Source organism: Pseudomonas sp. BIGb0558 (genome assembly GCF_024807515.1).
Lineage (GTDB): Bacteria > Pseudomonadota > Gammaproteobacteria > Pseudomonadales > Pseudomonadaceae > Aquipseudomonas > Aquipseudomonas yamanorum_A.
This window is the reverse complement of record NZ_JANUEW010000008.1, coordinates 162,557-182,666: the sequence shown is the minus strand read 5'-3', so window position 1 is coordinate 182,666 and position 20,110 is coordinate 162,557. Positions and strand designations below refer to the sequence as shown.

The 20,110-nt window shown below is 59.6% G+C and carries 20 protein-coding genes and 1 pseudogene; 7 read left to right on the top strand and 14 right to left on the bottom strand.

Annotation, left to right across the window (positions count from 1 at the left end; translation table 11 throughout):
- Nucleotides 1-329: 329 nt before the first annotated feature.
- Nucleotides 330-800, top strand: a complete 471-nt coding sequence (gene ybaK / locus M2400_RS13420; RefSeq protein ID WP_259197007.1) for a Cys-tRNA(Pro) deacylase — start codon at nucleotides 330-332, stop codon at nucleotides 798-800.
- 7 nt (nucleotides 801-807) lie between these two features.
- Here ybaK and M2400_RS13415 read toward each other — a convergent pair whose 3' ends face one another.
- Together M2400_RS13415 and argF are read right to left on the bottom strand one after the other, a co-directional pair.
- Nucleotides 808-1,854: an ABC transporter ATP-binding protein gene (locus tag M2400_RS13415; protein ID WP_177084743.1), complete on the bottom strand. Its 1,047-nt coding sequence runs from the start codon at nucleotides 1,852-1,854 to the stop codon at nucleotides 808-810.
- A complete protein-coding gene (gene argF, locus M2400_RS13410) occupies nucleotides 1,851-2,771 on the bottom strand; it encodes an ornithine carbamoyltransferase (RefSeq protein WP_177046882.1) in 921 nt (306 codons plus the stop codon). The genes M2400_RS13415 and argF overlap by 4 nt, the downstream gene beginning before the upstream one ends.
- Before the next feature lie 444 nt (nucleotides 2,772-3,215).
- Between argF and M2400_RS13405 the strand changes: the two genes are divergently transcribed.
- Both M2400_RS13405 and grxD read left to right on the top strand, forming a co-directional pair.
- The gene (locus M2400_RS13405) at nucleotides 3,216-5,312 is read left to right on the top strand and encodes a molybdopterin oxidoreductase family protein (RefSeq protein ID WP_259197005.1); all 2,097 of its coding nucleotides are present in this window, start codon (nucleotides 3,216-3,218) and stop codon (nucleotides 5,310-5,312) included.
- Between the two features lie 99 nt (nucleotides 5,313-5,411).
- A complete protein-coding gene (grxD, locus tag M2400_RS13400) occupies nucleotides 5,412-5,750 on the top strand; it encodes a Grx4 family monothiol glutaredoxin (protein WP_034118308.1) in 339 nt (112 codons plus the stop codon).
- Between the two features lie 77 nt (nucleotides 5,751-5,827).
- Here grxD and bfr read toward each other — a convergent pair whose 3' ends face one another.
- On the bottom strand, nucleotides 5,828-6,298 hold the full coding sequence (bfr, locus tag M2400_RS13395) for a bacterioferritin (RefSeq protein ID WP_177046879.1): 471 nt from the start codon (nucleotides 6,296-6,298) through the stop codon (nucleotides 5,828-5,830).
- A 200-nt stretch (nucleotides 6,299-6,498) separates the two neighbouring features.
- A complete protein-coding gene (locus M2400_RS13390; RefSeq protein WP_003208706.1) occupies nucleotides 6,499-6,717 on the bottom strand; it encodes a bacterioferritin-associated ferredoxin in 219 nt (72 codons plus the stop codon).
- 238 nt (nucleotides 6,718-6,955) lie between these two features.
- On the opposite strand from M2400_RS13390, the gene M2400_RS13385 reads away from it, so the two are divergent.
- The gene (locus M2400_RS13385; RefSeq protein WP_155581257.1) at nucleotides 6,956-7,558 is read left to right on the top strand and encodes a peroxiredoxin; all 603 of its coding nucleotides are present in this window, start codon (nucleotides 6,956-6,958) and stop codon (nucleotides 7,556-7,558) included.
- A gap of 234 nt (nucleotides 7,559-7,792) precedes the next feature.
- Here the strand turns inward: M2400_RS13385 and rnt are convergent, their stop codons facing one another.
- Both rnt and pyrC read right to left on the bottom strand, forming a co-directional pair.
- The gene (gene rnt / locus M2400_RS13380; protein ID WP_003208704.1) at nucleotides 7,793-8,470 is read right to left on the bottom strand and encodes a ribonuclease T; all 678 of its coding nucleotides are present in this window, start codon (nucleotides 8,468-8,470) and stop codon (nucleotides 7,793-7,795) included.
- A complete protein-coding gene (gene pyrC, locus M2400_RS13375) occupies nucleotides 8,467-9,513 on the bottom strand; it encodes a dihydroorotase (protein WP_177046876.1) in 1,047 nt (348 codons plus the stop codon). The genes rnt and pyrC overlap by 4 nt, the downstream gene beginning before the upstream one ends.
- Nucleotides 9,514-9,669: 156 nt before the next feature.
- Between pyrC and M2400_RS13370 the strand changes: the two genes are divergently transcribed.
- The 3 genes from M2400_RS13370 to M2400_RS13360 all read left to right on the top strand — a co-directional run bounded on the left by M2400_RS13370 (nucleotide 9,670) and on the right by M2400_RS13360 (nucleotide 13,215).
- Complete coding sequence (locus M2400_RS13370) at nucleotides 9,670-10,578, top strand: OmpA family protein (RefSeq protein WP_177046875.1); 909 nt, start codon at nucleotides 9,670-9,672, stop codon at nucleotides 10,576-10,578.
- 129 nt (nucleotides 10,579-10,707) lie between these two features.
- Entirely contained in the window at nucleotides 10,708-11,925 is a 1,218-nt protein-coding gene (locus M2400_RS13365; protein ID WP_003208700.1) for an argininosuccinate synthase, read from the top strand.
- 657 nt (nucleotides 11,926-12,582) lie between these two features.
- Nucleotides 12,583-13,215, top strand: coding sequence for a response regulator transcription factor (locus M2400_RS13360; protein ID WP_259197002.1), 633 nt, complete (start codon nucleotides 12,583-12,585; stop codon nucleotides 13,213-13,215).
- Between the two features lie 71 nt (nucleotides 13,216-13,286).
- Here M2400_RS13360 and M2400_RS13355 read toward each other — a convergent pair whose 3' ends face one another.
- The 8 genes and pseudogenes from M2400_RS13355 to metG form a co-directional block, all read right to left on the bottom strand.
- Nucleotides 13,287-13,472: a PA3496 family putative envelope integrity protein gene (locus tag M2400_RS13355; RefSeq protein ID WP_003208696.1), complete on the bottom strand. Its 186-nt coding sequence runs from the start codon at nucleotides 13,470-13,472 to the stop codon at nucleotides 13,287-13,289.
- A 107-nt stretch (nucleotides 13,473-13,579) separates the two neighbouring features.
- The gene (gene nth, locus M2400_RS13350) at nucleotides 13,580-14,218 is read right to left on the bottom strand and encodes an endonuclease III (protein ID WP_010170146.1); all 639 of its coding nucleotides are present in this window, start codon (nucleotides 14,216-14,218) and stop codon (nucleotides 13,580-13,582) included.
- Nucleotides 14,219-14,243: 25 nt separating this feature from the next.
- A complete protein-coding gene (locus tag M2400_RS13345; protein WP_259196999.1) occupies nucleotides 14,244-14,744 on the bottom strand; it encodes an Rnf-Nqr domain containing protein in 501 nt (166 codons plus the stop codon).
- A complete protein-coding gene (locus M2400_RS13340) occupies nucleotides 14,737-15,348 on the bottom strand; it encodes an RnfABCDGE type electron transport complex subunit G (protein ID WP_259196997.1) in 612 nt (203 codons plus the stop codon). Before M2400_RS13340 ends, M2400_RS13345 begins: the two co-directional genes overlap by 8 nt.
- The gene (locus tag M2400_RS13335; protein ID WP_259196995.1) at nucleotides 15,345-16,316 is read right to left on the bottom strand and encodes an RnfABCDGE type electron transport complex subunit D; all 972 of its coding nucleotides are present in this window, start codon (nucleotides 16,314-16,316) and stop codon (nucleotides 15,345-15,347) included. Before M2400_RS13335 ends, M2400_RS13340 begins: the two co-directional genes overlap by 4 nt.
- A 10-nt stretch (nucleotides 16,317-16,326) precedes the next feature.
- Nucleotides 16,327-17,127 (bottom strand): annotated as a pseudogene (rsxB, locus tag M2400_RS13330) (electron transport complex subunit RsxB); the annotation flags it as partial.
- Complete coding sequence (locus M2400_RS13325) at nucleotides 17,124-17,702, bottom strand: Rnf-Nqr domain containing protein (RefSeq protein WP_259196985.1); 579 nt, start codon at nucleotides 17,700-17,702, stop codon at nucleotides 17,124-17,126. The gene M2400_RS13325 and the pseudogene rsxB, both read right to left, overlap by 4 nt.
- A 210-nt stretch (nucleotides 17,703-17,912) precedes the next feature.
- Nucleotides 17,913-19,964, bottom strand: a complete 2,052-nt coding sequence (metG, locus tag M2400_RS13320) for a methionine--tRNA ligase (RefSeq protein ID WP_259196983.1) — start codon at nucleotides 19,962-19,964, stop codon at nucleotides 17,913-17,915.
- Nucleotides 19,965-20,110: the final 146 nt, after the last annotated feature.

Genomic DNA, 20,110 nt, shown 5'->3' with positions numbered 1-20,110 from the left:
TTTTGCCTCAACGGGCAATCGGCGATTTTCACCGTGGCAAGGATCCCCATCCTGTTCGCGGCTTACTGCTGTGAATCCGTAGGTCTATTCCTACAGTATTCGTAAACGAAAAAATATAGACAAGAATGACGGCTGTCAAAGGTCGAAAGTGAACGATCGGTCATTTTGTAATTATTGGTGTGGTGAATGATCGTGCCGTGGGCGATGGGAGTCGCTGGCGGGGGCCGCGCGCGGGCGTGGCAGAGGGCTTCGGACTAGAGCCTTTTGCCGCGTGTTGGCCTAGAATTGGCCGTCTGTTTTTTCACCTTTTTGCCAAGCCTGGAGCACGTATGACGCCCGCATTGGACCTGTTGAAAAAAGTTCGCGCCGAACATCGAATCCACAGTTACGAACATGATCCCAAGGCAGCGTCCTATGGTCTGGAGGCCGCGGAAAAATTGGGGCTTGATCCCGCACAGGTGTTCAAGACCCTGCTGGCCAGCAGCGAAAAAGCCGAGTTGCTGGTGGCCGTTGTGCCGGTCGTCGGAAGTTTGGATTTAAAAGCGTTGGCGCAGGCGGCGGGGGTGAAAAAGGTCGAGATGGCTGACCCTGCAGCGGCGCAACGGGCGACCGGCTATTTGCTGGGTGGCATCAGCCCGTTGGGGCAGAAGAAGCGCCTGCGCACCTTTGTCGATGTGAGCGCTCAGTCGTTTCCGACGATTTTTATCAGTGCGGGGAGAAGGGGGCTGGAAGTGGAGTTGGCAGCGGCGGTGCTGGCCGAACACACCCAGGCCAAGTTCGCGGAAATTGGCCGGGCGTGATGCGCTCCTACATGGCCTGGAACAACACCAGGTGCTCGGCTGCCACGCGTATGCCCACATCGGCACCGACCAGATGATCGGCGTGGCTGGGAAAGATCGATTCCAGCTGCGCGCCTGTCGGCAGCTGCAAGCGATACAGGGTCGACGCACCAAGGAACGTCTTGCCGACAATCCGGGCTTTCAAGGCGCTGTCCGGCGCATAAACAATGTCGTCCGGGCGCAGCAATACATCCACCGCACCGCCGGTAGGCCAGGTGTAGGCACGGTTGCCGCGCAACTCGCCCAGTTCAGTGGTGACCGATTCCGGCGTGTTCAACTGCCCGCGAATGAAGTAACCCTGGCCAATAAAGCTGGCGACGAAGGGCGTCAGCGGTTCGTGGTAGAGGTTGTAGGGCGTATCCCACTGCTCCAGGCGGCCTTCCTTGAACACACCCACATGGTCACTCACTGCGAAGGCCTCTTCCTGGTCATGGGTCACCAGAATCGCACTGGTGCCCCGCGCCTTGAGGATGTCGCGCACTTCATGGCTGAGCTTGCGCCGCAGTTCGCCGTCGAGGTTGGAGAAGGGTTCATCCAGCAGCAACAGTTGTGGCTCCGGCGCCAGGGCACGGGCCAGGGCGACGCGCTGTTGCTGGCCGCCGGAGAGTTCGTGGGGGAAGCGTTTGCCCAGGTTCTTCAGGTTCACCAGTTCCAGCAGTTCGGCCACTACCCGCTCTTTTTGCGGGTGCTTGCGAATGCCGAAGGCAATGTTGTCGGCCACACTGAGGTGTGGAAACAGTGCGTAGTCCTGGAACACCATGCCGATGCGACGTTTCTCCGGTGCCAGTGTGAAACCGGCGCTGGAGATGACTTCACCCGCCAGGCTGATCTCGCCTTCATGCACCGGCTCAAACCCGGCAATCGCCCGCAGGGTGGTGGTCTTGCCGCAGCCCGAGGAGCCCAGCAGGCAACCGATGTCGCCGGCGTTGAGGTGCAGATTGAGGTTCTGCACCACCCGTTGGTCCTGATAGCCGCATGCCAGATTGCGTAGGTTCAGCAGTAATGGCTGGCTCATGCAGGGCGGTACGCCGGCGCAACCAGAAACTCGAGCAAGGCCTTTTGTGCGTGCAGGCGGTTTTCTGCCTGGGCCCAGGCCACCGAGCGTTGGTCGTCCAGCAGGTCGAGGCTGATTTCTTCGCCGCGGTGGGCGGGCAGGCAGTGCATGAACAGCACGTCCGGCGCGGCCAGGTCGAGGAGGGCGCGGGTCACCTGGAACGGAGCGAACAGCTTGAGGCGCTTGGCGGTTTCTTCTTCCTGGCCCATGGAGGTCCAGACGTCGGTGCTCACCAGGTGCGCGCCGATGACCGCGTCACGCGGGTCGCGCACGATGGTCACGCGGTCGCCGGCCTGGGCCAGGAATTTGGCGTCCGGCTCATAGCCTTCAGGGCAGGCAACGCGCAATTGGAAGTCGAACTGGATCGCCGCTTCTATATAGCTGTTGCACATGTTGTTGCCGTCGCCGATCCAGGCCACGGTCTTGCCCTGGATCGAGCCGCGCTGTTCAAGGAAGGTTTGCATGTCGGCCAGCAACTGGCAGGGGTGCAGGTCATCGGACAGGCCGTTGATTACGGGCACTTGAGAGTTGGCGGCAAATTCGGTGAGGGTGCTGTGGGCGAAGGTACGGATCATCACCGCATCCAGCATGCTCGACATTACGATCGCACAGTCGCTGATCGGCTCGCCGCGGCCCAGTTGGGTATCGCGAGGCGACAGGAAGATGGCTTGCCCGCCGAGCTGGATCATGCCGGCTTCGAAGGACACGCGGGTGCGGGTCGACGACTTCTCGAAGATCATCCCGAGCACGCGGTTTTTCAAAGGCTCGAACAGTACGCCGCGGTTACGCAGGTCTTTAAGCTCAATGCCTCGACGGAGCACGCTGACCAGCTCTTCGGGCGTGCAATCCATCAGGGAGAGAAAGTGCCTTGCGCTCATCATTAACTACCTTTTTGCAACAGACCGCAGATACTCAAAGCCTTGTTTATTTTGAAAACGGGCGAGACCTGCGGCGAAAGCCGCACGGGGCGACGAAATAGGGGAAGGCGCGATCTTATAATTAAATGTCGCGTCTTACCAATAGGGCTACAGTTTTTAGGGGAGTTCAAGGACGCGGGGAGGGCGCTTTTGAAGCCTGTTTCCTGACAGCAGCGGGTCATTTGTACACTGGCGCTGCGTCATATTGCAATGCGCGAGGGCGGGCGCAGACCATGGCGCGTCGGTTTCAGCGGGCTGTCGGAGGGGGCTGAAACATTTCCTGATGTTTCCTCATGCCCAGGCCTGATGCCGCTGGATTCACACGACGAACGTTGCTGGCGCTGCCGCCTGGGGCGGGCCATAGTTTTGGTCCGAAGCGCTCAGCCCACAATAAAGAGACTGGCCATGACCAAGACTCTCCATCACCGTGCCTGCCATCTGTGCGAAGCCATCTGCGGCCTGACACTGGAAACCACCCAAGGCGAAGACGGGAGCCTGGCGATCACCTCGATCAAGGGCGACCCCCTGGACACCTTCAGCCGTGGCCATATCTGCCCCAAGGCCGTGGCCCTGCAGGACATCCAGAACGACCCCGATCGCCTGCACCAGCCCATGTTGCGCGTGGGCAGCGAATGGCAGCCAATTCCGTGGGACGACGCCTTTGCACTGGTAGCCGAACGCCTGTCAGGTATCCAGGCGCGCCATGGGCAGAATGCCGTGGCGGTGTACCAGGGCAATCCGAGCGTGCACAACTACGGCCTGATGACCCACAGCAACTATTTCCTCGGCCAGCTCAAGACCCGCAACCGTTTTTCCGCCACCTCGGTGGACCAGTTGCCCCACCACCTCACCAGCCACCTGATGTATGGCCACGGCCTGCTGCTGCCGATCCCGGACATCGACCATACCGATTTCATGTTGATCCTTGGCGGCAACCCGCTGGCGTCCAACGGCAGCATCATGACCGTGCCGGATGTGGAGAAACGCCTGAAGGCCATCCAGGCCCGGGGCGGCAAAGTGGTGGTCGTTGATCCACGGCGCAGCGAGACGGCGGCGATTGCCGATCAGCATCTGTTTGTGCGCCCCGGCGGTGATGCGGCGTTGTTGTTCGGGTTGCTCAATACGCTGTTCGCCGAGAACCTGACCTGTGACAGCCACCTGCCCGTGGACGGCCTGGATGAAGTGCGCCACGCCGTAGCCGGATTCACCGCCGAGGCCATGAGCCGCCAATGCGCGGTGCCAGCCGAGCAGATCCGCCAGTTGGCGCGGGACTTCGCCGCGGCCGAGGCGGCGGTGTGCTATGGCCGCATGGGCGTATCGACGCAGGCGTTCGGCACGCTGTGCCACTGGCTGGTGCAGTTGATCAACCTGGTCACCGGCAACCTGGACCGAGTGGGCGGCGCGTTGTGCACCACGCCGGCAGTCGACCTGGTGGCGTCCACTTCAGGCGGGCATTTCAACCGCTGGCAGAGCCGGGTTTCCGGGCGGCCGGAGTACGGTGGCGAGTTGCCGGTGTCGGCGCTGGCTGAAGAAATGCTCACCGAGGGCGAAGGACAAATCCGCGCGCTGGTGACGGTGGCGGGTAATCCGGTGTTGTCCACGCCCAACGGCCGGCAACTGGAGCAGGCGCTGGATGGGTTGGAGTTCATGGTCAGTGTCGACCTGTATATCAACGAAACCACGCGCTATGCCGACCTGATCCTGCCGTCCACTTCGGCGCTGGAAAACGATCACTACGACACCACGTTCAATATGTTCGCGGTGCGCAACGTCACGCGCTTCAACCGCGCGATCCTGCCCAAACCCGAGGGCGCGCTGCATGACTGGGAAATCTTCGTCGGCCTGGCCCAGGCATTTGCCGCGAAAACCGGCAATGCACTCAAACCCACCATGCCGCCTGCACAGATGATCGATTTCGGGCTGCGGGCCGGGCCTTATGGCGATGCGTTGTCGATTGCCGCGCTGGCGGATCATCCTCATGGCCTGGACCTTGGGCCGTTGAAGCCGAACCTGGCGGGCCGCATGAAAACTCCCAATGGCCGCCTGCAGGCCGCACCGCCGGTGATCCTCGCCGACCTGGCGCGCTTCGCCGCGCAACCGTTGCCCGAAGTGGGTGAGTTGCTGCTGATCGGCCGCCGCCATGTGCGCAGCAACAACTCCTGGATGCACAACTACCATCGACTGGTGAAGGGCAAGCCCCGCCACCAGTTGTTGATGCACCCGGACGACCTTGCTCATCGTCAGTTGAGCGACGGGCAGCGCGTGCGAGTCAGCTCGCGGATCGGCATGATCGAAGTGGAAGTGCTGTCCAGCCTCGACATGATGCCTGGCGTGGTCAGCCTGCCTCATGGTTGGGGTCACGGCCGCCCGGGCGTGCAGATGAGCATTGCCAGCGGGCAGCCGGGGGCGAGTGCGAATGACCTGACGGATGAGCGGCAACTGGATGAGCTGTCGGGTAACGCGGCGTTGAACGGCGTGCCGGTGCAGGTGGCGGCGGCGTAAGGATTGTCTGTCGGGGAGTCCGAGCGTCACGCTGGGGTTTGCGTTACAATGCGCCACCGTGCCGACCCATGAGTCGGAAAGTTCCAGCCGAGGTGTTCCATGGATATCATCGAAACGATCAAAGAGCAGATTGCCAACAACACTATTCTGCTTTACATGAAGGGCGCTCCTAACGCGCCTCAGTGTGGCTTCTCCGCAAAGGCTTCCCAGGCAATCATGCAATGTGGCGAGAAGTTCGCCTACGTGGATATCCTGCAGAACCCGGAAATCCGCGCCAACCTGCCGAAGTACGCCAACTGGCCAACCTTCCCGCAGTTGTGGGTGGCCGGTGAGCTGGTCGGCGGTAGCGACATCATCACCGAAATGGCGGCTGATGGTTCGTTGCAGGCCCTGATCAAAGACGCAGCAGAAAAAGCCGCGGCGAAGACCGAAGCCTGATTCGTTTCAGGCCGCGGCAATAAAAAGCCCCGCTTCTCGAGAGAGAGCGGGGCTTTTTAGTGGCCGGCAATTGTGGGTTATTCACCCATCTGCGATTGCAGGTAATTCTCGATAGTCACTTTGTCGATCAGGCCGATTTGAGTTTCCAGCCAGTCGATGTGCTCTTCCTGGTCTTCAAGGATCTCTTCCAGCAACTCGCGGCTGCCGAAGTCGCTCTTGGTTTCGCAATGGGCAATCGCGGCCTTGAGGTCGGTGTGGCTCTTGCGCTCGAAGTTCAGGTCGCAGTTGATCATTTCCTGGGTGTGCTCGCCGATGTTCAGCTTGCCCAGGTCCTGCACGTTCGGCAGGCCTTCCAGGAACAGGATGCGCTTGATCAGCGCGTCTGCGTCCTTCATGGCCTTGATGGATTCTTTGTATTCACGCTTGCCCAGCTTTTCCAGGCCCCAATCGTCATACATGCGCGCATGCAGGAAGTACTGATTGATCGCGACCAGTTCATTGGCAAGGATTTTGTTGAGTTGCTGGATGACTGTAATGTCGCCTTTCATGATTGGGGTCCTGCCCTGTATTAGCTGTATATAAGGCGGAGTTTGAGCGGCGTATTCACTACTGTCAAACCTAAGTTATTGAATAATAAATGAAAATTAATCGGAATAAGAATGTTTGTGTTCCGCGTCTTGGCGCTAACTGTTTGAATTACGGGCATAAAAAAACCGGACACTAAGTCCGGTTCTTTAAAACACGCCGATTAAGCGTGTGTAAATTCTGCTGAGTAGGGGATCGCAGCCTGGGCAGTTTGCAGCTGCGTCAGGGTTTCCCGTACCACTTGCTTGGCGAGGCAGGCACATTTGCCGCATTGGCTGGCAACGCCGGTGGTTTCACGTACTTCCTTGTAGCTGCAGCAACCTTCATAGATTGCTTCGCGGATTTGTCCGTCGGTGACGCCAGTGCAGAGGCAGACATACATAAGGGAGAACCATCGCGGGTTTAAGGCTTAAGTGCGACGGATCTTAATGTTAACGAGAATGATTGTCAAAGTAGTTTCACCGGCCTGGTGGTTTGTGCGCGGGCTCACTGACGAACGGTTTTTTTCCGGTATGATGGTCGGTCTTCACGAAGCGTGATCACGTCACAGGCCTGTCGTTTAGCTGCGGCACACTGGGACGGATCCTTTTACTTCAGTCACCACCATCAGGAGATACCCAATGAGCGTACTCGTCGGCAAACAAGCCCCGGATTTCGACGTACCCGCCGTCCTCGGCAATGGCGAAATCGTAGACAGCTTCAAACTGTCTGAAGCCATCAAAGGCAAATACGGCCTGGTGTTCTTCTACCCACTGGACTTCACCTTCGTCTGCCCATCGGAGCTGATCGCTCTGGATCACCGCATGGAAGATTTCAAGGCGCGTAATGTTGAAGTGGTCGCTGTTTCCATCGACTCCCATTTCACTCACAACGCCTGGCGCAACACTGCCATCAATGATGGCGGCATCGGCAAAGTCAAATACACCATGGCTGCCGACATGAAGCACGACATCGCCAAGGCCTACGACGTTGAATCCGAAGGCGGCGTGGCTTTCCGTGGCGCGTTCCTGATCGACGACAAGGGCGTTGTGCGCTCGCAGATCATCAACGACCTGCCGCTGGGCCGTAACATGGAAGAGCTGATCCGTCTGGTCGACGCGCTGCAATTCCACGAAGAGCACGGCGAAGTCTGCCCTGCCAACTGGAAAAAAGGCGACAAAGGCATGAACGCTTCGCCAGAAGGCGTTGCGGCTTACCTGACCGAGAACGCTGGCAAGCTGTAAGCCACGTTTGAAGCAAAAAAAACCGGCCTGAGAAGGCCGGTTTTTTTATGCGCTGCATTTGGTTTTGTGGCGAGCGAGCTTGCTCGCGCTGGGCTGCGAAGCGGCCCCAGAACCTGACACCGCGGTTTAACAGGTTAACCGAGGCGGGTTTACGGGGCCGCTGCGCAGCCCAGCGGGAGCAAGCTCCCTCGCCACAGAAGCCCGCTCGCTGCAGAGGTCTTGTTTGGCTCAGCCTCAGTCGCCGAAGTCTTCCCAGCCGCCCATCTGTTTCCAGCGGTTGACGATGCCGCAGAACAGCTCGGCCGTCTTCTCGGTGTCGTAGCGGGCCGAGTGGGCCTCACGACCGTCGAAGTCGATACCGGCGGCCTGGCAGGCTTTCGCCAGCACGGTCTGGCCATAGGCCAGGCCAGCGAGGGTCGCGGTGTCGAAGCTGGAGAACGGGTGAAACGGGTTGCGCTTCATGTCGAGGCGCGCCACGGCGGCGTTGAGGAAGCCCAGGTCGAAGCTGCTGTTGTGGCCCACCAGGATCGCGCGTTTGCAGCCATTGGCCTTCAGCGCCTTGCGCACGCCACGGAAGATGTCGGTCAGCGCCGCTTCTTCACTGACTGCCATGCGCAGCGGGTGGTCGAGCTTGATCCCGGTGAACTCCAGGGCGGCGGCTTCGATGTTCGCGCCTTCGAACGGCTCGACGCGGAAGAAGTGGGTGTGTTCCGGGAACACGAAACCCTGTTCATCCATGCCGATGGTCGTGGCGGCGATTTCCAGCAATGCGTCAGTGGCGCAATTGAAACCACCGGTTTCTACATCGATGACAACCGGCAGGTAGCCACGGAAACGCTCGGCCATGGGGTGACGGGAACCGCCACCACCGCCGCCGTGTTCCTGGTCGTCGTCGTAATGGTCTTCACTCACGGGTGTTCCTCCAGCAGGCGCCAGCGCAGTGTTTCACCGGCGCGCAGCGGGATAACGGTCAGCTCGCCAAACGGCAGGCTGGTGGGGGCGGTCCAGTCTTCACGGACCAGGGTAATGCGGTCGGTATTCGCCGGCAGGCCGTAGAAACGCGGGCCGTTGAGGCTGGCGAACCCTTCAAGCTTGTCCAGGGCGTTGCGTTGTTCGAACGCTTCGGCATACAACTCGATCGCCGCATAGGCGGTGTAGCAACCGGCACAACCACACGCGGCTTCCTTGGCGTGTTGGGCGTGGGGTGCAGAGTCGGTGCCGAGGAAAAATTTCTGGTTGCCACTGGTGGCGGCATCGAGCAGCGCCACCTGGTGAGTGTTGCGCTTGAGAATCGGCAGGCAGTAGAAGTGCGGCCGAATCCCGCCCACCAGCATGTGGTTGCGGTTGTACAGCAGGTGATGCGCGGTGATGGTCGCGCCGACGTTGGCCGAAGCCTCGGTGACGAACTGCACTGCATCGGCGGTGGTGATGTGCTCGAACACGACCTTCAGGGTCGGGAACAGCTCGACCACGCGGCGCATGTGCTCGTCGATGAAGATCTTTTCACGATCGAACACATCGACATCGCCACGGGTGACTTCACCGTGGATCAGCAGCGGCATGCCGACTTCTGCCATGGCTTCGATGGCCGGCAGGATCTTGTCGATACTGGTGACGCCGGAATCGGAGTTGGTGGTCGCCCCGGCCGGGTACAGCTTGGCAGCGTGGACGAAACCGCTGGCCTTGGCCTGGCGGATTTCTTCGGGCTGCGTACGGTCGGTCAGGTACAGCACCATCAACGGTTCGAAACGGCTGCCGGCCGGTCGTGCAGCGAGGATGCGCTGGCGATAGGCGTCGGCTTCCGCGGCGTTACGCACCGGAGGTACCAGATTAGGCATGATGATGGCGCGGCCAAACGTGCGCGCTACATCGGCCACGGTTTGGGGCAACGCAGCACCATCGCGAAGATGAATATGCCAGTCGTCGGGACGCAGCAGGGTCAGGCGGTCGGACATTGGGGATTCCAGGCGGGTCAATCTGGTGGGAATGCTACCGGAAAAGACTCTTGCAGGCACTCGCTATCAAGTTTTGCAGGATGCGACCGATATCCCTGGGTATGCCTTAACGATGTATGACGCCTTGATGTGTTGTAGAAACCAGTGGAGCCTCCCGTGCGCCAGCATTATCTAGCCCTGCTCAGTGTGTTCGCCAGCCTGCCCGCGATGGCCCTCACGTTCCAGACACGTCTGGAGAATATTGAGTGGAAAGTGGAGGGCGATAAATTCGAGTGCCGCTTGAGCCAGCCGATCACCGATTTCGGCTCGGGCGAGTTCGTGCGCCGGGCCGGCGAGCAGGCGACGTTTCGTCTGAAAGCCTTCAACGGCTCGTTGGGTGCCGGTTCCGCGACCCTGCTGGCGGCCGCTGCGCCGTGGCAGCCGGGGCGCGGTGACATCAACCTGGGCGCGGTGCGCGTCGGCAGTGGTGACGTGCTGTTTAACAGCTCCCAGGCCCAGGCCGGGCGCTTGTTTACCGGTTTACTCGAAGGTCGCAGCCCGACTGTGCGGCACTATGGGCGCGAAGGTGGCTACTCCGAGATCCGTCTGTTGCCGGTCAAATTCAACAAGGCCTACAACGACTATCAGTTATGTACCACCAAGCTGCTGCCGATGAATTTCGAGCAGGTCAAACAGACCGAGGTGGGCTTCCCGGGCGGTGGCATCGAACTGGATGCAGCGGCCAAGAAAAAGCTGTCGGTGATTCTCGAGTTCATGAAAGCCGACCCTACCGTCAATCACATCGAGTTGAACGGTCACTCCGACAACAGCGGCAATCGCCTGACCAACCGTGATGTCTCACGGCGTCGCGCCCTGGCGGTGATGGACTACTTCAAGGCCAATGGCATCCAGGAATCGCAGATTACCTTGCGCTTTCATGGCGAAAGCTACCCGTTGGCGCCGAACACCAACCCGGCCAACCGGGCGAAAAACCGTCGGGTGAATATTCAACTCGAAAGGGTGGCAGCCCCCGAGAAACCGGCGCCCCAGGCCAAAGCGCCAGGCAACGCCGCCGCCACCTCATAAGGTGCGGCGTTTCGTCGCCCGCTCGACATAATCTGTCGCTTTATCTTCATTTGCTGTCGCGCCTCTGTAATTTCACGGTTTTGGTCGGTAGAATCGACGCCTTTCCGTACAACCCCGTGGAGTGATGGCATGGCCGACGTAAACAAGGTCGTTCTCGCGTATTCCGGCGGCCTGGACACTTCGGTGATCCTCAAGTGGCTGCAGGATACTTATAACTGTGAAGTGGTGACCTTCACCGCTGACCTGGGTCAGGGCGAAGAGGTCGAACCTGCACGTGCCAAGGCGCAAGCCATGGGCGTGAAAGAGATCTACATTGACGACCTGCGCGAAGAGTTCGTCCGCGATTTCGTTTTCCCGATGTTTCGCGCCAACACCGTCTACGAAGGCGAGTACCTGCTGGGTACCTCCATCGCACGTCCGCTGATCGCCAAGCGCCTGATCGAAATCGCCAACGAAACCGGCGCCGACGCCATTTCCCATGGTGCCACCGGCAAGGGCAACGACCAGGTACGTTTCGAACTGGGCGCCTACGCCTTGAAGCCAGGCGTAAAAGTGATTGCTCCTTGGCGTGAGTGGGACCTGCTGTCCCGTGAAAAGCTGATGGATTACGCTGAAAAGCACGCTATCCCGATCGAGCGTCACGGCAAGAAGAAGTCCCCGTACTCGATGGACGCCAACTTGCTGCACATCTCCTATGAAGGCGGCGTGCTGGAAGACACCTGGACCGAGCACGAAGAAGACATGTGGAAATGGACCGTCTCCCCGGAGAACGCTCCCGACAAGGCCCAGTACCTGGAACTGACCTACCGCAACGGCGACATCGTCGCGCTGGACGGCGTCGAAATGACTCCGGCCACCGTATTGGCGACCCTGAACCGCATCGGTGGCGAACACGGTATCGGCCGCCTCGACATCGTCGAGAACCGTTACGTGGGCATGAAGTCCCGTGGTTGCTACGAGACTCCGGGCGGCACCATCATGCTGCGCGCTCACCGCGCCATCGAGTCCATCACCCTGGACCGTGAAGTGGCTCACCTCAAAGACGAGCTGATGCCCAAGTACGCCAGCCTGATCTACACCGGCTACTGGTGGAGCCCTGAGCGCCTGATGCTGCAACAGATGATCGACGCTTCCCAGGTCCACGTGAACGGCGTTGTGCGCCTGAAGCTGTACAAGGGCAATGTGATCGTCACCGGTCGCAAGTCCGACGAGTCGCTGTTCGATGCCAATATCGCTACGTTCGAAGAAGATGGCGGCGCCTACAACCAGGCCGACGCGGCGGGCTTCATCAAGCTGAACGCGTTGCGCATGCGCATTGCAGCCAACAAAGGTCGCAAGTTGTTCTGAGTGTTTTAAGTGGTAATAAAAAATGGCTCCGTTAAGGGGCCATTTTTTTGCCTGAAAAAAGGCATCCGGAATCATTAGAGGCGATGCCGTGTTTATTATTCAGCTGAAAAGCCCGTTTGGGCGAAGGTGTGGCGTGAGCATGTTTATGTCTTTACGGGTGCAATGTTTATTAATTTAGCTAAATAAATGATCCATTGTTGAAGGCGAATTTTTTTCTTGTATGCGGGAACTATGTACTACAGAAATTTCACACATAAGTGTATGGAAAACATGTCAAGCGCTGACATGTCTGTAGGATCTATGGAGTGTGACTGGCTATGTTGGATGGAACTTTTAAAAAACGGGTTTCGGCCCGGAGTCACTGGCTTTCTGATAAGGCGCAAGGGGCATTTCCTGAAACTTGTGTGCGGCACGTTTACCCTTCCCCCGGTAATCCTGGGATTTTTCACTCAAAATATGTTTGCGCTCGGAAAGTTCTGAAAGCCATAACAAAACTGGATACCTCCGGATTGGCGTTTTTTTGTAGGTTAAATCCGATGACGTTGTGGGTTGGGTCTCTGCTTGCTGTTGCTTGGGGGGGAGCGCTATGCCAAGTGGGAAACGACTAGGCTATTGTGTTTGCTCTTAATAATTCGAACAGCGAAATTGGACTTGCCCATGAATAAAGTGCTGATCGTGGATGATCATCCCGTCATTCGTCTTGCTGTGCGTATGCTAATGGAACGTCATAGTTATGAGGTCGTTGCCGAGACAGATAACGGTGTCGATGCCTTGCAACTTGCACGGGAGCATATGCCGGACATTGTCATACTGGATATTGGAATTCCCAAACTCGACGGCCTGGAAGTTATATGCCGGCTGTCATCTACCAAACAGGCCCATCCTTTCAAGGTGCTGGTGCTGACGTCCCAGGCGCCCGGGCATTTTTCCATGCGGTGCATGCAGGCGGGTGCTGCTGGCTACGTGTGCAAGCAGCAGGATCTCACCGAGCTGTTGAGCGCGGTCAAGGCAGTGCTGTGCGGGTACAGCTACTTCCCCAACCAGGCGTTGAATTCGGTACGTTCCACAATGGGTAACGCCAGCGAATCGGACATGGTCGAGCGGCTGTCCGGCCGGGAGATGATGGTGTTGCAACAACTGGCCCGTGGCAAAACCAACAAGGAGATCGCCGATGGCATGTTCCTGAGCAATAAAACCGTGAGTACCTACAAGACTCGCTCGCTGCTCAAGCTCAACGCGCGTTCCCTGGTGGACTTGATCGAGCTGGCCCAGCGCAACGGGTTGGTGTAGGTCGGCCGAACGTTTAGATGCCGTCAGAAAAAAGCCTCCGCAAGGGAGGCTTCTGTTTGTCGTTGGGTCGATTAGAGATCGAAGTCGTAATCGGCCAACTGTTTTTGCAAGCGCCGTTCTTCCAGAAGGTTGTCGATGGTGCGGCGTTTGCTCAAATTGGTCTTGGCCACCTCAACCGGTGCTTCTGCTGCATCATCGTCGGATTCAGCGCCAACAACGTCGTCTTCTACATCCAGTTGTTCTTTGCCAGTGCTCATAAGGTTAACTCCAGGCTAAGACTGCCGTTGGCGCTCCTTATAACGATAATCTCGGGCCTGGTAAAAAAGATTTTTTCAATCGACTCATCGATAAAAGCAATGATGGCTCAATCGTCGGAAGTCTTTTCCTTGTATTCGCACAGGTCTTCGATGCGGCAACTGCCACAGCGCGGCTTGCGCGCCTGGCACACATAGCGTCCGTGAAGGATCAACCAGTGATGAGAGTCCAGCAGATAGGGCTTGGGCACAAACTTCATCAGTTGTTTTTCTACCTCGACCACATTCTTTCCGCGGGCAATGCCGGTTCGGTTGCTGACCCGAAAGATGTGCGTGTCTACAGCCATGGTCAATTGGCGAAATGCGGTATTGAGCACCACGTTGGCCGTCTTGCGACCGACACCCGGGAGCGCTTCCAGGGCTTCCCGCGTTTGTGGCACTTCGCTGCCGTGCAGCTCTACCAGCAGCCGGCAGGTCTCGATGACATTCTTCGCCTTGCTGTTGTAGAGGCCGATGGTCTTGATGTATTCGGACAACCCCTCCACCCCCAGTGCGTAGATCGCTTCCGGGGTGTTGGCCACCGGATACAGCTTGGCGGTGGCCTTGTTGACGCCGACGTCTGTGGACTGGGCCGAGAGAATCACGGCGATCAGCAACTCGAACGGCGAGGAATAGGCCAGTTCGGTTTTCGGTTCCGGATTGTCTTCGTGAAGCCGGCGGAAAATTTCCAGGCGTTTTGCGGCGTTCATGGGGCGAGCGGTTCCTTGCAGACAGTCAGTGTGGTTTTGAAAAGTGGACCCAGGCTTGCCGGCCGGCCAGTAATAACCCGAGCAGGATAAACCCGGTGGGCGCCAGTGTGGTGACAGAACCGTCGCCGACCAGCCCTCGGATAACGCCCAGGGTAATCAGCAGTACGCCAAACAGCCCGAACAGTTTCACGCGTGCCTTGCCCTGGCCAGGCTCGAAAAAGCCTGAATACTCCAGCAGCACGCATTGAACACTGGTCAGCGCCAGGTAAATACCCAACTGTTGATATAAGGGCAACGCGAACGCTTGCAAGAGCAGTTGCATGCAGCTGACCAGTGTCGCCGCGATCAGCAGGCTGGCCATCAGTCGCATGTGTTCGCCAAGGCGGTTGCGCAGGCCGTGCATGCCCAGGCCATACAGCGCCCCGATCAGCACCGAGAGTACCCAGAAGCTCAATGCCTTGGGCAACGTATCGCCCACCCCAATCAACGGCGCAAGCATCAGCGAGCGGGCCAGGGCTTTAGTCATGAGCCGGCGACTCCAACATCAGTTGCCGGTGATCATCAAAGTACCGCAGGGCATCGTGAACGGCACTGACCACTGCGCGGGACGTGATGGTCGCGCCCGCCATTTGGTCGAATTGGCCATGGTCTTTCTTCAAGGCCCAGTCCGAATCTTTTGGAGCGTCACGGGATAGCCCCTTGAATGCCGCCATCCATGGATTGCCCGGTTCGGCGATACGCCCGCCCAGGCTTGGGGTTTCCGAATGGCTCAGGGTTTTCACCGCCAGCAGCTTGCCGTTGTGGGCGATGGCGATCAGCAGATCGATGGGGCCGCCATAGCCACTGGTTTGCGAACGCAGCAGTACTGCGCCGGGCTGGCCGTTCAAGGTGGCGAGGTAGCCGCCCAGCAATTGGCTGTTTGCCAATGCCTGCGGGTTTAGAGCGAGTGGATGTTGCAGGGGCTGGTTGTCGTAAATGCCGGCGGGCAGGATATCCAGCAAGGCCCGGCGCTGGATGTTTTGTTGGGCCTCGGTGATACGGCTGGCGGTCAACTGTTGCACCCCAAGCGTCAGCACGAACCCTGCGGCGGCGATCAACACCACCACTATCAAGCCCCGTGTGGTTCTCATGAACTCACCGCAGGCTGTCTGGGTGTCGCCAGGCGTTCAAGCATCGGCACCGCCAGGTTCATCAACAGCACCGCAAAGGCCACGCCATCGGGGTAACCGCCCCAGGTACGAATCAGGTAAACCAGCACGCCCACGCCGGCACCGAACATCAGGCGCGCACGCGGGCTTTTGGCACCGGACACCGGTTCGGTCACGATAAAAAACGCCCCGAGCATCGTGGCGCCGGTCAGCAGATGGAACAGCGGTGAACCGTGGGAATCAGAGCCCGAGCCGTTCCAGCACAGCAGGCTGATCACGAACAGGCTACCGAGCATGCCCACCGGCGCGTGCCAACTGAACACCCGTTGCTGCAACAGCCACAGCCCGCCCGCCAGAAAGGCCAGGTTCACCCATTCACTGCCTTTGCCGGCGACATGCCCAAAAGCCGGGTGGCTGGCAAACAGCTCATCCATGGTCAGGCTCTTGTTGATCCGCAGGGCATCCAGGGCTGTCGCCTGGGCCCAGGCGTCCGGCGCATTACCTTGCACGCCGAACACCTGTTGCAGGCCGGCCAGCAGGTCCATGCCGTGGGAGGCAGGCCAGTGGGTCATGGGTTGGGGAAAGGCCACCAGCATCAGTGCGTAACCGACCATGGCAGGGTTGAACGGGTTCTGGTTGCCGCCGTACAGGTGCTTGCCCAGCAGCAACGCACTGGTGACGGCGGCCACGCATAACCACCATGGACAATAAGGTGGCAGCGCCAGCGCCAGCAGTGTGGCCGTGACCAGGCCGCCGAGATCGCGGGCCGAATGCCCGCGCAGCCGCCGAATGCCAGCTTCCACGACGAGTGCACAGCTGGCTGCCAGCAATAAATTGATCAACACGCCCCAGCCATACAGCCAGAACATCGCCAGCAAGCCCGGCACCGTCGCCAGCAGCACACGCTTCATCGCGTGCTGCTGACGATCAACGGCTTCAAGCACGGGCATCGTCGCCCACCAGCGCCGCCAGCGCCTGCTCTGCTGTTTCGAAGTGCTGTTGCAGGATGATCAACTGGGACTGCTGTTCAAAGGTCGGTGGGTGACCAAAGGCTTTCAGGGATTTATGCAGCTGGGCACGGCTCATGGCCAGGTTGATCTTGGCCTTTTTCAGGGCGGCGTCCATGGCAGCGGCCTTTTGCGCACGCACCCGCTCAATGGCGGCCTGGACCGGGTTGGTCGTGACCTCGGCCACCGGCGGCGCACGCTTGGCACGGGCCAGACGCTCGGCGAGCTTCTGTTCTTCTTCGCGTTGCAGTCGGGCGTTGCGCTGTTCAAACCGCCGCCGGGCGCGGTCGCGCTTGAGGCTGCGTGCCTGGCGCTCGGCATCGTTGGAGGCCAGCCCGCCGACAATCGGCAACACCGTGGTCAACGGGCGCATTTCGATGCAATCCACCGGGCATGGCGCCACACACAGGTCGCAGCCGGTGCACTCGTCGATAATCACCGTGTGCATCAATTTGGCGGCACCGACGATGGCGTCCACCGGGCAGGCCTGGATGCATTTGGTACAACCGATGCACTCTGCCTCACGGATAAACGCGATCTGCGCGGGCGCCTCGCCCCGGGAGGTGTCCAGTTCCAGCACCGGGAGCTTCAGCAATTGCGCCAGGCTCGCGATGGTTTCCTGCCCGCCGGGCGGGCACTTGTTGATCGCCTCGCCCTGGGCAATGCCTTCGGCGTACGGTTTGCAGCCAGGATGCCCGCACTTGCCACATTGGGTCTGCGGCAGCAGGGCATCGATACGTTGAATCAGGCTCATGGTTTGATCATTGCGTTGAAACCCAGGAAAGCCACGGCCATCAGCCCGGCGCTGATCAGCGCCACCGGTAGCCCCCGGAAGGGCAGTGGTATGTCGTTGTCGGCAATACGTTGGCGCAGGTCACTGAACAGGCTCAGCACCAGCCAGAAACCCAGCCCGGCGCCCAGGCTCAGTGCAGCCATGTGTGCCAGCCCTTTATGGTCTTGCGTACCCAGCAGCACCACGCTCAACACCCCGGCATTCCCCAGCAACAAAGGCCACAGGCCATCGAACGGCAGCTTGGGTAACTGGCGGCACAGCACCCTCAGCAGCGGATGGATCAGCAGCACTGTCACCGGCAAAAACACAAACAATCGCAGGGACGTCAGCGCCAGAGGCCGCAATAGGTAATGATCGAGCAGATAGCCGAGGATGCCACTCAGCAACATCAGCACCGTGGTGGCGATGCCCAGCGCATGTATGCGCCGGCGTGAGTCAACCGTGGATGCCAGCACCGGGTCGACAGCCAGCGGCATCTGCAACACGAGGTTGCTGATCAAGGCTGTGCTGACAAGGGTGAGAAGCATATCGGTCATGGTCGTGCCGGGTTAAGCAAACAGGGCCTGTTGTGGCGAGCGGGCTCCATCGAAGATCAAAATGTGGGAGCTGTCGAGCCCCAGCGAGGCTGCGATGGGATCACCGCACGGCACCTGCCGAACCTCAGCGCCAGCATCGCAGCCTCGCTGGGGCTCGACAGCTCCCACATTCAACTGGCTTCGTTTGGGAGCCCGCTCACTACAGGCAGTTTACTTGATGCGCTGACCTGGCTTGGCACCGCTGTCCGGGCTCAACAGGTAGATCTCTTCGCCGCCGGGGCCGGCCGCCATCACCATGCCTTCGGAGATGCCGAACTTCATTTTCCTTGGCTTGAGGTTGGCGATCATCATGGTCAGGCGACCATCGAGCTTGGACGGGTCCGGATAAGCGCTCTTGATCCCGGAGAACACGTTGCGTTGCTCGTCACCAATGTCCAGCGTCAGGCGCAGCAGTTTGTCGGCGCCTTCCACGGCTTCGGCCTTGATGATCAGCGCAACACGCAGGTCTACCGCGGCAAAGGCGTCGAAGTCGATTTCCGGCGACAACGGATCTTTCGCCAATTCGCCATTGCCCGCAGGGGCTGCATCGCCGGTGTCGGTCTTGCTGGCTTCGAGGTCTTCTTTCGAAGCGTCGGTCATGGCCTGGACTTTTACCGGGTCGATACGGGTCATCAGCGGCTTGAACTCGTTCAACTGATGCTTGCTGAGCAAGGTCGCGTGGTCGTTCCAGGTCAGCGGCGGCACGTTGAGGAACGCCTCGGCGTCGGCCGCCAGCAGTGGCAGTACCGGCTTGAGGAAAATCACCAACTGGCGGAACAGGTTGACGCCCGTGGCACAGATAGCCTGGACTTCAGCCTGCTTGCCTTCCTGTTTGTTCAGCGACCACGGCGCCTTGTCGGCGATCCAGGCGTTGGCACGGTCGGCCAGGCCCATGATCTCGCGCATGGCGCGGGCAAAGTCGCGGGCTTCATACGCGTCCGCGATGCTTGGCGCAGCGGCCAGGAACGCTTCGGTCAGCTCGGGCGCGGCATTTTCCGCCACCAGCACACCGGAGTTGCCCTTGTGGATAAAACCGGCGCAACGGCTGGCGATGTTGACGACCTTGCCCACCAGGTCCGAGTTGACCTTCTGTACGAAGTCTTCCAGGTTCAGGTCGAGGTCGTCGACGCCACGGCCCAGCTTGGAGGCGTAGTAGTAGCGCAGGTATTCCGGCGACAGGTGGTCCAGGTAGGTGCGCGCCTTGATGAAGGTGCCACGGGACTTGGACATTTTCTGGCCGTTGACCGTCAGGTAGCCGTGAACCGCGATGCCGGTGGGCTTGCGGTAGCCCGAGCCTTCGAGCATCGCCGGCCAGAACAGCGCGTGGAAGTTGACGATGTCCTTGCCGATGAAGTGGTACAGCTCGGCGGTGGAGTCCTTGGCCCAGAACGCGTCGAAGTCCAGCTCCGGCGTGCGGTCGCACAGGTTCTTGAAACTGGCCATGTACCCGATCGGCGCGTCCAGCCACACATAGAAGTACTTGCCAGGTTCGCCCGGAATCTCAAAGCCGAAGTACGGCGCATCGCGGGAGATGTCCCACTGTTGCAGGCCGGCGTCCAGCCATTCGGCGATCTTGTTGGCCACGGCGTCCTGCAGGGTGCCGCTGCGGGTCCAGGTTTGCAGCATCTGCTGGAAATCCGGGAGCTTGAAGAAGAAGTGCTGGGAATCCTTGAGCACCGGGGTGGCGCCAGAGATGGCCGACTTCGGATCCTTCAGGTCGGTAGGCGCGTAGGTGGCGCCGCATTTCTCGCAGTTGTCGCCGTACTGGTCCTCAGTGCCGCATTTCGGGCAGGTGCCCTTGATGAAGCGGTCGGCCAGGAACATTTTCTTTTCCGGGTCGAAATACTGGGTGATCGAACGCGTGGCAATGTGCCCGGCGTCTTTGAGGCGCAGGTAGATCTGGCTCGACAGCTCGCGGTTTTCGTCGGAGTGGGTCGAGTGGAAGTTGTCGAAATCCACCAGGAACTCGGCAAAGTCGGCGCTGTGTTCAGCCTGGACGTTGGCGATCAGTTGTTCCGGGGTGATGCCTTCCTTCTCGGCGCGCAACATGATGGCCGAACCGTGGGCGTCGTCCGCGCAGACATAAATGCATTGATTGCCGCGATGCTTCTGGAAGCGCACCCACATATCGGTCTGGATGTACTCAAGCATATGGCCAAGGTGGATGGAACCATTGGCATAGGGCAGGGCGCTGGTGACGAGGATCTTGCGTGGCTCGGACATGGGGCTCGGCTACTTGATGAAACGGAGGTCGGCCACTATAAAGCGCCGGGAAATTTATTTCACCCCGTGCGGCTGTTTCAGGATTTTCCCGTCGGCCGAAAGCGTGCCGCTGGGGCGCTGGAACGGTTAGGATAGCCGCCTGTTTT

Coding starts and splice junctions, on each gene's coding strand:
- pyrC (WP_177046876.1), bottom strand. CDS start 9,513: ATGTCCGACCGCCTGACCCTGCTGCGTCCCGACGACTGGCATATTCAT.
- M2400_RS13325 (WP_259196985.1), bottom strand. CDS start 17,702: ATGACCGATATGCTTCTCACCCTTGTCAGCACAGCCTTGATCAGCAAC.
- bfr (WP_177046879.1), bottom strand. CDS start 6,298: ATGAAAGGCGACATTACAGTCATCCAGCAACTCAACAAAATCCTTGCC.
- metG (WP_259196983.1), bottom strand. CDS start 19,964: ATGTCCGAGCCACGCAAGATCCTCGTCACCAGCGCCCTGCCCTATGCC.
- M2400_RS13340 (WP_259196997.1), bottom strand. CDS start 15,348: ATGAGAACCACACGGGGCTTGATAGTGGTGGTGTTGATCGCCGCCGCA.
- M2400_RS13355 (WP_003208696.1), bottom strand. CDS start 13,472: ATGAGCACTGGCAAAGAACAACTGGATGTAGAAGACGACGTTGTTGGC.
- nth (WP_010170146.1), bottom strand. CDS start 14,218: ATGAACGCCGCAAAACGCCTGGAAATTTTCCGCCGGCTTCACGAAGAC.
- M2400_RS13405 (WP_259197005.1), top strand. CDS start 3,216: ATGACCAAGACTCTCCATCACCGTGCCTGCCATCTGTGCGAAGCCATC.
- M2400_RS13365 (WP_003208700.1), top strand. CDS start 10,708: ATGGCCGACGTAAACAAGGTCGTTCTCGCGTATTCCGGCGGCCTGGAC.
- M2400_RS13360 (WP_259197002.1), top strand. CDS start 12,583: ATGAATAAAGTGCTGATCGTGGATGATCATCCCGTCATTCGTCTTGCT.
- M2400_RS13335 (WP_259196995.1), bottom strand. CDS start 16,316: ATGCCCGTGCTTGAAGCCGTTGATCGTCAGCAGCACGCGATGAAGCGT.
- argF (WP_177046882.1), bottom strand. CDS start 2,771: ATGAGCGCAAGGCACTTTCTCTCCCTGATGGATTGCACGCCCGAAGAG.
- grxD (WP_034118308.1), top strand. CDS start 5,412: ATGGATATCATCGAAACGATCAAAGAGCAGATTGCCAACAACACTATT.
- M2400_RS13390 (WP_003208706.1), bottom strand. CDS start 6,717: ATGTATGTCTGCCTCTGCACTGGCGTCACCGACGGACAAATCCGCGAA.
- ybaK (WP_259197007.1), top strand. CDS start 330: ATGACGCCCGCATTGGACCTGTTGAAAAAAGTTCGCGCCGAACATCGA.
- M2400_RS13415 (WP_177084743.1), bottom strand. CDS start 1,854: ATGAGCCAGCCATTACTGCTGAACCTACGCAATCTGGCATGCGGCTAT.
- M2400_RS13345 (WP_259196999.1), bottom strand. CDS start 14,744: ATGACTAAAGCCCTGGCCCGCTCGCTGATGCTTGCGCCGTTGATTGGG.
- M2400_RS13385 (WP_155581257.1), top strand. CDS start 6,956: ATGAGCGTACTCGTCGGCAAACAAGCCCCGGATTTCGACGTACCCGCC.